Origin of the sequence: Mycoplasma testudinis ATCC 43263 (assembly GCF_000687795.1) — a bacterium.
GTDB classification, from domain to species: Bacteria; Bacillota_I; Bacilli_A; order Mycoplasmatales; family Mycoplasmoidaceae; genus Mycoplasmoides; species Mycoplasmoides testudinis.
This window is the reverse complement of sequence record NZ_JHXT01000020.1, coordinates 1-13257: the sequence shown is the minus strand read 5'-3', so window position 1 is coordinate 13257 and position 13257 is coordinate 1. Positions and strand designations below refer to the sequence as shown.

Below are 13257 nucleotides of genomic sequence, written 5' to 3'. Positions count from 1 at the left end.
ATAACGAGCAATCTGAATATAAATCCCTAGCAAAATAATAAGGAGTAACGTTTAATAAATAAACATATCAGTTTTATTAGTTTCTTATAAGTTTCTAATAAGTGGTATTCTCGGCTTGGGAGCCGTCCCCCCTTACCCCCAAGCTAAACAGAAGTGCTCCTAGTGTTGCTCAAGAATAAAGAAAAACAGTTCCCAAAATAAGAGCGATCCTCGTATTTGGGTCCCTTAATGTGTGCTGTGTATTTCTACACTACTCAAAACAAATCCCCCCGAAATAAAAAAGAGTTCACACATCCCGCCTGAGTTAATTTATGCACTTATAGTTTTCGGGACATTATAAAAATAATGGGTCTACGAAAGAATACTTTAAGGTTACTAATGGTCAAGCTACCTTGGTAAATTCTATGGCGGATGCTAAATCAACAACACATATGTCTAATTTGCAAAAAAATTAAACACAACCCAACATCTTTTTAAAATCAACAATAGTTGATTTATAGATTAATCGTATTATTTGGAATATTGATTTAATTCCTAATCCGAGAATTTAAATAGGTGAATTGTTTAGTCAATTATTTTAATGATCATTAAGTGAGCATTTAATGATAAAAATTTCTGTTTCTATCAACTTTTCAGCTAAATTTAACGTTAATTTTATATTTAATGCAGATCCTTAACAACTAAGTATATTTCAATGTTAATCTGAAAAAAATTGGTTTTTGGTTACAAGGAATGTTTGGTTTTTGGGTTGGCCTTAAGTCCGATGCGCTCCTTACCTTCTTATATGTTTATCTAATTTTGTTATAATCTTATACCTATATTATGATGCGAAATTTATTCAAGAGCGTATTGCGTTCTTTTTCGAAGACAAAAGTCGCTTTAGTTAGCTTAACCTTTTTGATATTTTTGTCAATTGGAATTTTCTCATTATTAAATAACACTACTAGTAACCTCAAAAACTCTTATGATGATTTGGTGCTTCGAGGTAATTTAGATGATTTTGTCGTGAATGAGCGCTACGATTTTGGGCCTTTACGATTTCAAAATGATAAAAACGTAAATGAATCTACACCCGATGACGCTCCAAGAAATCAGACTTATCGAATTTCATTAACCGAAGATAGTCGTACAGCGTTGATTAATTTTGCTGCCCAAGAAAATCCACAAGAATATGGTTTTTCTAATACTGCTAACACTTTGACTAATTTTACTATTACCCAAACAGATCCAAATTTAACAGCTAAAGATTTTATTAGTCAAACATCTTCTAATGCCAGAAACGCTTTGCTAACAAAATTGCAATCCGATCCAGCTGTTAAAGTTGGTTCAGTATTAAACAAAGAACAAGTTTCTTTTAGACAATTTAATGCTATTGATATTACGGATGGGAATATTCAAAAGAAATTAGTTGAATCAAACCCTAACGATACAATTGATAGAATGGTTTTGTATCAGGGAATTCAATTAGGACAAACAGCTGCAGATCAATTCTTTGAGTTTCAGAATTTATATAATCAAACAAAAGCTGCGACAGATAAAGTTCAAGCCATTGAAAACAAAGCATTAATACCTATGTTTTCAGATTGGTTGAGAACAGTTCAAAATAATTCAACAATTTCTTCAGCATTCAAAAACGCTTTAACATACGCTGTTGCAGGGAAATGAAATCCCGTTCCGAATGCTCAAGAAAACGCCTTCATTGATGAACTATGAAATGTTTTCACTGGTAATGGCGCTCAGTTTACCAACAACCAATGAAATTATACTGTCGAATGAACTGAAAATGGAGTACTGCCTCAAAACTTTCAGGTCTTAGATCCTTCGTCTCAAGGAACCGTTGTTGCACCAGGTAATTTCGCTGTTGAACAACAAAGAGACGGTAAAGAAATTTATCCAGACGTGAATCATTGAAACGAAATGTTGAAAATGGATTCAGATTCTTTCCGTCGTGCTTTTGCGGCTATTCCTGAGCGCTATAAGATTAAAATTAGTTCAACTGAATATTTAATTTTAGGTGTTGGAATTACTCCTGATTTTATGTATCCCGTATTTAATACAACATCTTTAATTCCAGATCCTAAAAGCCAATCTTTGTATTATGTTAATAGTTCTGGTTATGCTCGAATTCGTAGCGCCTTTTTGACCAATCCGATTGAATCAAATCTGATTGCAAAATTTCCTGCAAAATCTTCAGAACAGCAAAAGCAAAACATTCTTAACACAGTTAATGAATGAGCAAGACAATATATGTCTTGACCAGGAACAATTAAAGCCGCTTATTTATCAACTGACCAATCTAACATCCTAAACTTAAATGCAGCTAGGACAACTTTTATTCCATCGTTAATTAGTACGATTACCTTAGCTTCTTTACTTTTAACATTAATTATCGTTGGTCTTGCTTTATTTGTTGGTATTTTAATCGTAAAAAACTATATCACCAAGAACCGACAAAATTTAGCAGTTTTACAATCTAATGGAATTAAACGTTGAAAGATCAATGTTAGTGTCTTGCTGTTTAGTGCTATTCCATCATTGATTGGAGGTATTATTGGGTATTTGTTTGGATTTGGTTTGCAAAGTGTAGCAGTTTCAATTTTTTCTGCATATTGGTTTATTCCGGTTCCGTTCACTCCATTCACGGTTGGGATTTTCTTTTTATCTTTTTTGTTGCCTTTTCTGATATTTAGTGCGGCAAGTTTAATTGTGGGTTGATTTGTGTTGAGACAAAACGTTGTTAAAAGTCTTAAAAACGACAGTGATTATAAAGTGTCTAAATTTTCTGTTGCGATGAAAATGCCTCTTGCAAAATTTGGCGTAATTACCCGATTTAGAGCATCATTAGCTTTTAACTCATTTTGAAAACTAGTTATCTTAGCATCTTTATCTACAGCAACGATGGTAGTTTTTGATTTTGCGATATCTGCGAATGGAACGTTTCAATTAGCAGAAGAGCGGACAACTAAAACACATAATTATAACTATGCAATTGATTTAGCAAGCCCCACAGAACAAAGTGGCTTAATTAAATATCAAGAATTCAAGGATTTGGGAAAAACTGACCCAATCCCGAGTAATATTACACCTACAGAAAGATCATATTATTTAGCTAATGCCCGAACAATGACTAACATTCCAAATTGGGGATGGGATAATTTACAGATCCCTAATGGAGATGACTTAACAGGTCAACAGAACAATATAATTTATTTAAAAAATGTTGTTCAATCGCAAATTAGTTTGGATTACAATATTGGTTTTGGTGGATTATCAGCGAACCCTTGAACGCTTTCGCAATCATTGATGCCTGCCAATCAGGCCTCTGCATCTGCTGTTGCATATCAAAATTTCTTACAAACAATTATTGATAAAAGTCCGGCAAGCGATAAAGCAGAAGTCGATAAATATATTACTCAAAAAACAATTCCAACCGGAGAAGTTAATGCTCAAGGTCAAGCACTAGGTCGCTTAGAATTATCAATTAATCAAAACAACGTAAGAAGCCAAAGTCCTGCTAACCCGTCATTATTTTTGTCAGACGAATTTTTAGAATTTTTAAAGACCCAGTTTGATCGAATTGCAAACGGAACTTACCCACCTGTTGACTATAAGCTAACATATAATTTGATTGGATTAGACGCCCAAACAATTGGAAACGCTAAAGGAAATGGTCAAAGTTCGCCACAGTACTCTTATACAAGAATTGAAGCTTTAGATAGCAATAAACAAAAACTGAATATCCAAGGAATTAAAGACTGGATTCCAGAAAACGGACCTGTTCCTGAAAATTACTTAGGTCCAGTTTTAACAGGAACTAATGGGTCAGTAATTAATCATCAATTATTTACATCAACTTTGTCAAATCCTTTGATTATTAATAGATTTACAGCTCGTAAATATAATCTTAAAGTCGGTAGTCAAATTCGATTAGATATTACTAATAGTTATGACCGTGTTAATCAGATTTTACATGGCACCAATAACACTCCTGAGTCTGCAATTTTTAATGTTATTGGAATTAATGATTCAGCCAAAGATAATGAATTATATACAACATATAAAGCGGCTAACGAAGTTTTAAAATATCCAAAAGAAATGATTGATAAGGGATTACCTTTTAATGGCTTTTATTCAGATAGTTTGCTTTCATTTAACCAGTCTACTGCACTATTTAGTGAATCTGGTCTTTATCCAGGAACAAGTAGTTTTGCTACAGGATCAGGAGGTTCAAGTAGTGGTAATAGTGTAATGAAAACCGTCATTGAAAACACAGCTAATCAAAATCCAAATTCTGCTGGTTATCAAGCGCTTTTATTAGCACTTGGGATGCCTAGTAACGGAAGATTAAATTCTGCTCAAGCGACTGCTTATCAAACCATACTTAATAATACTTACAATGGTTTACCATATAATACAATGATTAATTTCATTTATAATACAGCTGCTAACCAAGGAATCTTTAATAGTATTTCTAGTACTTCATTAACAGTTCAAAATATTGTTATTGGCATTATTGTTCCAATAGTTGTTTTAATTGTTATTTTAATTTCAAATATGTTGATTGATGAATTAAGAAAGATTGGTATCAGATTAAAAGCTTTGGGTTATTCAAACATTAAAATATTATTATCATTCTTATCAATTTATATTCCTGTGTTTTTAATTGGTTTAATTGTTTCGATTCCTATTTCTATTGCTTTCGTTCAAGCATACGATACAATAATCTTTAATGCAGCTAATATTGTTTTATCAAGTGTAGTAGGACCAGGGACGATTGTTTTGTCACTACTTTCTTTGGGACTTGTGTTTTTATTCTCATTTATTTCAAACTGGATTTCGTTGCACCGCTTGAAAATAGCCCAAGAAATTAAAAATTATTAAAAGGAAAATATAATGGAAACCAAGAACGTTTTTACTAATCAGAATATTGACTTACCAGAAGAAGAAACAGTTGTTGTTTCTGATTTTCCTTTTTTTGAAGACAAATGAGAACGACCTGCCGAAAAGATAGTTCGAACTCACGAAGAATTTATCAAGATAGCATCAGCTTATTTGGGGTTAGTTGCTAATTATTTCGTTGTAAATTTGAAAAAATTAGAAGCTACTTTTGGTTCCAAAGCAATTGCCAAAATTAATTTTCAAGCGTCTCGAATATCAGCGGAATTGGCTGCTCTCAAAAAAACGTTGCAAAATAAATATCAACAGTTTGCAGTTAAAAAAGCAGATGTCAATGTTTTTACAAAAGATCACGGAGATGTTGTTTATAGTGTTTTTAACTTTATAAAAATAGTTGATGAGAAATCAAAAATTTTAATCGAATTAGTAAATGAATTTATAGATAAACATAAAGGTGTTGCTAATCGATTAAAATATGCCAAATCTCAAGAAGAGTATTTATTAATTGTTAATACCGAATTTGAAAATTTGTATCGCCATTTCAATACTTTAGAAGAAAATGTTGCTAAAGATGAAGCTATTCCATTGAAGTATTTAGCAATTACTCAAAAAAATGCTGAAGCCCGTAAGAAAAAGATTTTAGCTTTAAAAGCTAATGCTACGAGTTTGAAACCACATTCATACCGTGACCCTAAAACAAAAAAAGTTTACGAGTTTGGTCTAGTTAAATTTTATAAACTTTATGATCGTTTGAAAATTAGAGAAGAACGGATTTTCTGATTAAACGAAGTTAACAAAGTTAATATTTTAAACAAGCCACACAAAAATTCGCTTTTAGCTGATGTATCTCAACATGAAAATATCATTGATCTACAAAACGTCATCAAGTATTATTCAAACGGAGTAACTACAACTAAAGTTTTAAAGGGCGTTAATTTACAAATTCCTTCTGGAGAATTTGTTGTTATTTTAGGTCCTTCTGGTAGTGGTAAAACTACTTTGTTGAATATAATTTCTGGAATGGATCGGGCTTCTTCTGGAAAGTCCATTGTGGCTGGAGAAAATCTTTTAAGCATGTCTGACACTAAGTTAACAGATTTTCGAAGAAGGAATGTTGGATATATTTTTCAACAATATGGGTTATTGCCTAATTTAACGGTTCGTGAAAATATTGAAATTGGTGCACATTTACAGTCAAACGCAGCACTGCGTTTGAATATTGATGATTTATTAAAAGAAATAGGAATGTATGAACACCGCAATCGATTACCAGCTGAATTATCAGGTGGGCAGCAACAACGGGTATCAATTGCTCGGGCAATTTCAAAAAACCCTAAGATAGTTTTTGGTGATGAACCTACTGGAGCATTAGACGAAGAAATGACTCAAGTCGTTTTACAACAATTTGTTGAAATTAACAAAAAACATAAAACCACTTTAATTGTAGTTACTCATAACCCTTTAATTGCCGAAATTGCAACAATGGTGGTTCGTGTAGGAGACGGAATTATTAAGTCAGTTAATAAAAATCCTAATCCTAAATCAGTGCATGAGGTTAAATGAAGTGGTGATTAGTTCTATTCAAAATTAAGGTTTATAAAAATACCCTTTTCTTGATCAATCAAGAATTAGGGTATTTTAATCAAAACTTGTTTTTAAGAATTTTTATTTAAATTGGAAGTTGTTATTTGCAAAAAATGCATTTTGAAAGCTTTGGGAAATTTTTGCTGAATCAGTTATTTTAACTATTGCTTGATTTCCAACAACTGATCCCTCTATGTTTTGGTTATGACTGTGACCGTGGTTGTGAAAAGACAATAAAATTAAAGCAAAAACTAAACCAATAGCAAATCAAATAATTACTTTGTATCATTGTTTTGAACCCATGTTTTTAAAATGAATAAATTCTGGAACAATTTCAATAATCCCAACAAAAGTAATAATTGCTCCTCCTGAGGCATTTACAACAGGGATAAATCAACCTAATTCAGAAATGTAAGGATGAATGTATGCACCAAAAAACATTACCGGAACGATTACTAAGGTTGTAAAGAAATTATATAAGGTAGCTCTTCAGCGTTTTTGACCATATTGAACTTGTCGATAGTAAATAATTAAAGTTTCCACTAAAATATGGATATTAAATGTAACTACAAAACCTACGTTTACTCTTTCTGGATTATTTGTTAGGTTAACAACAGTTCCGCCCAGAATAAATCCATCAATCATCCGATGGCTAAGAATTAAAAAAATTACTAATCAAGATGCTTTTATGGTTTTTGCGTCAACATCTAACGGATTGATTATGTGATCGCTGTGTCCATGCATATCGTGTGAATGGTGTAATTCACCAAAACGTTTGATAAAAATGAATCTGAAAAATATTGCAACGGACAATCCAATAAAAGCCCCACCTGCAGTGATTCCCACTGCAATTCCTTGAACAGCAGAATTATTATCTCTGAATGGTGCTAGTTCGACATATTCTCGCGCATTTTCAAAAGATTCTCCAATTAAACCAACCGATCCAATCATTACAAAAATTGCGGCGGAGAAAGCATATAAATAAAAATTCGATACAGGTTTAATTTTCGGTTTAAAAGTTGATACTAATACTACAAAAAGACTGGGAACACCCAGTAAGATGACAATGTAAATGAGTAAATTAACCAAAGTGGCTAATTCTGCGTTACCGTCAAAATATTGTTGATTAAATGGAAACATAAATCTCCTTACGTAAGATTTATAGAGTTTACATTAAAAAATCTACTTTATAAAATTTATAAACTAATTTTTTAACTAATTTTATTTTACTTAAACGATCAAAATGAAATAAAAAAAGACGATAAATATTATTTTTGGCAATCTTTTGTTTATAATTTGTCTAAATTAGTAATTTATAAAATTTCTAAATAAACGAAAGGTAATATATGCGTTTTAATGTTTTTAAAAAATACCTTTTCAAATCCTTTTTGTTTATAGGATTATTTTCTGTTGCCGTTCCATTGGCTGTTTTTTCCAATTCTAATGTGGCTAGCACAAATCTTCATAATAACGATTTGACTTCTAGTAGTGCGATTAAATCTAATGAAGAATTTTTAAAGCCAATTACAGATCTCATGTTTTCAAAAGATACTCCAGGAAACAAGGACAAATTACAAAAGGATTTAGATTTTGGTAAAAATGCTTTTATTAATGAACAAGGAACTAATTTAAAAGAATACTTAAATGAACAAGAGGTTAGTTTAGCTTTTTATAACGCAACTGTATATTACCGAACTATGTTCCCAGAGATAAATCTAATTCCTACTCTTGATACTGCTGACAACAATGATGCTGCTACTGCTTTTTTTAGATCTTTACAAAACCAATGATATCGTTTAGCAAACCATATGAATAGTTTGTATTTTGTCGGTTATAGTCCCTTGTTTACCAATTTATTAACGAAAGATTTTTTACAAGAACACGCGAGCAAATATGGCTGAATTTATAACAGCAAGAACTCTAAAATCGTGGATTCATTTGTTTTTAATCAAATAAACGGGACACAAATAACTAAAGCATTTTATTTTATGTTAAGTGATTATAGCGTTTTTAGAATTGATTTTGTGACTTCTTCTAATAACGCCACTTTTACAACTATAGATCCGGTAAAAAATAGTCTGTTAAATAGTTTGTTTAGTATTCATTTTGAGCCCCAAGTTATTCGGATTTTTGATAAAAACAACACTCAAATAAAACCAAAACTAGGTGAATTGGCGACTCTGCTTCAAAACGTCAATTTAAGCAATAGAAAATTGACGGATGAAAAAAAACAAGAAATGTTGCAAATTTACGAAAAAGATCATGGAACTATTATGTCTTATGTTTTGTTTGGAGTTAAAAATGATTAAGTTACGAAAGAATCCGATTAAGCTTGTATCTAGTTTAGTTCTTGTGACTATTTTTGGTGCAACTAGTTGCTCCTCTAATATTGGCCCCATTCATGAAGATTTAAGTCAAAACGATAACGTGAATCAAACTAAAATTGTTTTGAACCAAAAGCAATTTGTTGATCAACCAGCATTGAAAAGTATTTTTGATACCATTTTTAATCCTGAGCAAAAAAGTTTTTCCTTCGGTTCTTTGTTGGACAAGAAACTAGGATTAAAAAAAGAAGATACTATGGAAATAGCTAAACAAAAATATTTCAATTATGTTAGCTCTCTTGGAGAAAATTATTTGCAAGAATTGGCTGGGTGGCTGAATATTTATAACATTCCTTTGCAAAGTAGTTGGCCATTAGATTTTGATTCTCCAACTTTTGTCAGTGGTGACCAAGCAACTGCTCAATTCGTCGAATTAACAACGATTAACTGGCTATTTTATTTAATGAATTTTAATCGTTTGTCTTTTATAGGAACAAGTTTAGGGGTCTTTAACGATGGAGCCCAATTTGGAAAAACATTCGCTAAAAATGCTCCGTGGTTCATTAATCCAAATTCAAACATTGTTATAGATTCGTCTTCTTTAAAACTCCCTTATTTAGAAAATGGAGTAAATAATGAAAATAAGTTTATTCAATACTTTTTTTTCAAAATGTCTAACCATTCTGTTATTCAAATTAAGTATCAACAATCTGTAGGTTTAAATAATGTCATTTTGAAAAAAGTTGAAATCTTTTCGTATCTGAATATTCCGTTAAAAATATTTAAAAAAGAAATTAATGATTTTGACATTTATAAATATTCTTTGTTAAATGTGAATCGTCCAATTGGGAATGATTTAGGCGGGATAACTATATCTGAAGAATTATTAAAAAAATATCACGATATAAGTGAGTTAGATACTGAATTGGGAACCAATGTTCCATATTATTTACACGGTGTTAACATAAGAAAATTAGAGGTTAAATAATGATAAGAAAGCATTTGTTGAGTTCAATGAATTTTGTGAAATTTTTGAACCTTTTTATTTTTTCAAGAATTGTGAGTTATCTTTTTCCTTTGATAGGATTTGTTTTAGTTTTATTATTGACTTTAATCCCAACATTTTTAAAAGCCAGTGATCAAAGCCAAATTCAATTAACAATTATTGCTCCTGTTTTTGTTAGTTTAATTTTCACGGTTGTGCAATCTGTGTATTTTGCTATTTTGATTTTTAAAGATAGTGAAAGTAATGGCTTAGATTTAGTAATTGCAGCTAAGCCAATCGAACGAATAGATGTAGTATTAGCTAAATATTTTTATTTTGTTCTTTATGGGATTGTTCAAGCAATCGTAATTTTTTTGGCCTTTCTATTAGGAACAATTTCACTTTATGGAATAGCGTCAAACAGTTTTATAAATACACTCTTAATAGGGTCTTTTACAGTTTCTCTTTTCGCTTTTATTTTCTTTGGTTTAATTACTGCTTTAATAGCTAAAAAATTAAATCGTCCGGTGGCTTATATTTTTGCATCCTCAGTTTTTTTACCATTGCTTTTGTTAGGTAATTTTTCTGGTTATTTTTCAGAACCGACAATTAGTGGATTTAGTAAAAACGTTAATAACATTAATGTTTTAACTGACAATTCTGTTCCGGTTTACAACTTTAGCACTAAGCAACAAAATGATTCTTATTTTGTGGTTCCATCTAATCAAGCGGCTGAATTTGATCTTGATCAAGAACAAACATTAAATAATGCTTTTAAACAAAGTCAATACACAGGGTTTGCTTCGCAGCTTTTAGGATGAGTAGATATCCCCTATCAAATGGGCATTGTGTTTTCAGATAATGGGACAGATTTTTTGAGAACCCGATCTAACATTGAATCAAAGAGATTAAATGAAGTTATTAACTACACTAAAAATAGCGACATCAAATATAATTACGAATTAGTTCATAACCAAGGGCTAATAAGCAATAAAGATGGTATGCCACTAGTTCCAAATGCTCCTTTATTAGCGCAGCAAAAAGATGCTTCAAGTCTACCTAGAAAATTAATATATGCATGAGAAAATGCAGGTGCAGATTTTCTCATTTCACAAGATCGTTTTGAGTTTGCAAAAATTGACGATTTTGCAGGAGATTTGGACTGAGCGATAATTGAACAGGCGTTAAAAAACTCTTCAATCAGTAGTTTTTTAGACGAACTTAACAATCCTATAATGAACGATGAAAAAATAACATCTCAGGGTTATCTAGACTTGTTATATTCGCAAATGCAAGGCTTATTAAATACTGAAGGAGTTCAAAATATTTTTAATAATCCAAATAACTTAAAAACTTATCAACGATATGAACAAGAAATTTATCTATATGTAATTGCTTTGTATCACTTGTATTATTCAAATCAAAATAGTTTGTTACTAAAGCACGTATTGCCACAAGGAAGTTCTAGTTTGAATCAACAATATACTGTTAAAGTTAACGTTAATAATGAAGTGAGGAACTACAAGATTGGCGGTTATTCTCATTTTGAAAAAACTTCTAGAACAATTAGTACAGTTAATGGTGGAACTACAACCAGTCAATCTGTTTCAAGAATAAAATTAGAACCAAGTGAAGATTATGTTTTTAGAACAGTTAATAATTATTTTATGGTTAAAAGAAGCAGTAGTGTCATCCCGGGATATGGAGTGGCCATTTTTTGAATAGTCTTAGCTTTAGTTTTATCTGTCTCGACAATTTATGTCTATTATCGGAGGGATTACTAATGAATAACAATTTAGTTTCAGGCAGTCCAATTGAAGTGAATTTGAATCAAGCAATTGAAAACGAAAAAATAATTCAAGTAAAAAATTTTACTAAAGTTTATAAAAATAAGTTTAAAGCAGTTAACGATATTAGTTTCGATATTTACGGACAACAATTCCATGTTTTTATTGGGGCGAACGGATCTGGGAAAACTACGACTATTAAAGCAATTATTAACGCTTATGTGAACTGAAGCGGGACAATTCTTATTAACGGAATCCCTAATTCGAAAGTAGATGCTAAAAAGACCATAGGATACATGCCAGAAAAAGATATTTTTCCAAACCATTTTAGCATTGAAAAATTTTTATTTTCATTAGCTATCTTATCTGGTTGAACAAAACAAGATGCAAAAAGGCAAGTTAATCATTTGATTAATTTTTTGAATTTGAACCAATTTACAAAGCGCAATCCTAACAATTTGTCTTCTGGTCAAAAAAGAAAAGTTTTACTAGCACAAGCTTTAATAAATAATCCAAAAATTTTGATTATGGATGAACCAACAACGAATTTAGATCCCGTGGCCAGAAAGGAATTATTTGAAATTCTGCATCATTTAAAAACTGAGGGAACAACGATTTTTATTAGTACACATGATTTGTATGAAGTGAGCCGTTTTACGGACTACGTAACAATAATAAATAAAGGGAAAATAGTCTATGACGGAAAAAAACATCTTGACAATTTGGAGCAATTGTATTTCCAATACGTAAACTATGAGGAGTCTAAAAATGAAATTTAAAAACAAATTAAAAAATCGGTTAATATTGGCATTTCCATTTGCAATGGCATCTGTGTTTGTTGTTTCTTCATGTGCGGGTGGGCTTGAATTAAATCCGATTTCACGTGAGCAAAGATTAACTAACCAAAACGGAAGTGTTGTCGATGACATTACATCAACAATTTTTAATCGAAAGTCAGAGGGTGAAATTAATTCCTTTAAAAACGCGCAATTAAAAAATACAGAATGAATTCAAGACTATAAGCAATTGTCACAGCAAAGAAAAGTAACGACAGATCTCAACCAAAAACGCGAAATAACAGATAAAATGCGAAAATATGTTCGCGATAATTGATACTTTGTTTTGAAAAATCAAAATCTAATTAAATGACAATTTAGTGACACTTATCTTTTCCCTGAAAATCCGTTACAAAAATTTAGTGAAGGTTATCTAAAACGACAAGATGAAATAAAAAAAGATCAAAAAATTTTATCTTGATCTTTTCAGTCCAAATTAAAAGAACCAAGTGCTGCTAATTTACTGGCCGATCGCGAAACCAGTCGGGGGAACTACTTTTTAGAATTAGACGATCATTTCTTTTTTTATTTCTCTTATAAACAAAATAGTCGTTCAGATGATGTTGTATTAGAACCTTGACTATTTCGTTTTGAAAAAAATCAAGATGTTTCTTTTCGTTTATTAACTGAATCTTGGCATAACGTTCTTTTGCATCCTAAATCAGAAGCATATGTAAAGGGAGGGACTAGAGATTTTGAAACTCTTAGTTCTCGCTATGGACATTTATTGTTATTTGAAATAATTGATATTCAACTTCCAAAGTAGTTATTTTAATTCTTGTCCTTAAAATTTAAAATTACCTTAAATTATTTCGCTTGAATATTTCGCCGTATTTTTTCAAAAT

General features: G+C 31.0%; 8 protein-coding genes. 7 read left to right on the top strand and 1 reads right to left on the bottom strand.

Annotated elements, in window-relative coordinates; genetic code table 4:
• Positions 1 to 849 precede the first annotated feature (849 nt).
• Together T384_RS0104805 and T384_RS0104800 are read left to right on the top strand one after the other, a co-directional pair.
• A complete protein-coding gene (locus T384_RS0104805) occupies positions 850 to 4881 on the top strand; it encodes an ABC transporter permease (RefSeq protein ID WP_052663567.1) in 4032 nt (1343 codons plus the stop codon).
• Positions 4882 to 4893: 12 nt separating this feature from the next.
• Complete coding sequence (locus T384_RS0104800; RefSeq protein WP_052663565.1) at positions 4894 to 6471, top strand: ABC transporter ATP-binding protein; 1578 nt, start codon at positions 4894 to 4896, stop codon at positions 6469 to 6471.
• Between the two features lie 90 nt (positions 6472 to 6561).
• Here the strand turns inward: T384_RS0104800 and T384_RS07485 are convergent, their stop codons facing one another.
• Positions 6562 to 7620, bottom strand: a complete 1059-nt coding sequence (locus T384_RS07485; protein WP_052663563.1) for a ZIP family metal transporter — start codon at positions 7618 to 7620, stop codon at positions 6562 to 6564.
• A 206-nt stretch (positions 7621 to 7826) separates the two neighbouring features.
• Here T384_RS07485 and T384_RS0104790 point away from each other — a divergent pair, with 206 nt between their 5' ends.
• Genes T384_RS0104790 through T384_RS0104770 form a run of 5 tightly spaced genes read left to right on the top strand, consistent with a single transcriptional unit; the run spans position 7827 to position 13178 of the window.
• A complete protein-coding gene (locus tag T384_RS0104790; RefSeq protein ID WP_027120061.1) occupies positions 7827 to 8789 on the top strand; it encodes a hypothetical protein in 963 nt (320 codons plus the stop codon).
• Complete coding sequence (locus T384_RS0104785) at positions 8782 to 9792, top strand: hypothetical protein (RefSeq protein WP_027120060.1); 1011 nt, start codon at positions 8782 to 8784, stop codon at positions 9790 to 9792. Before T384_RS0104790 ends, T384_RS0104785 begins: the two co-directional genes overlap by 8 nt.
• Positions 9792 to 11573, top strand: a complete 1782-nt coding sequence (locus tag T384_RS0104780; RefSeq protein ID WP_027120059.1) for an ABC transporter permease — start codon at positions 9792 to 9794, stop codon at positions 11571 to 11573. The genes T384_RS0104785 and T384_RS0104780 overlap by 1 nt, the downstream gene beginning before the upstream one ends.
• Positions 11573 to 12355, top strand: a complete 783-nt coding sequence (locus T384_RS0104775) for an ABC transporter ATP-binding protein (protein WP_245595162.1) — start codon at positions 11573 to 11575, stop codon at positions 12353 to 12355. Before T384_RS0104780 ends, T384_RS0104775 begins: the two co-directional genes overlap by 1 nt.
• Positions 12345 to 13178, top strand: a complete 834-nt coding sequence (locus T384_RS0104770) for an aromatic motif membrane protein (protein WP_027120057.1) — start codon at positions 12345 to 12347, stop codon at positions 13176 to 13178. The genes T384_RS0104775 and T384_RS0104770 overlap by 11 nt, the downstream gene beginning before the upstream one ends.
• Positions 13179 to 13257 lie beyond the last annotated feature (79 nt).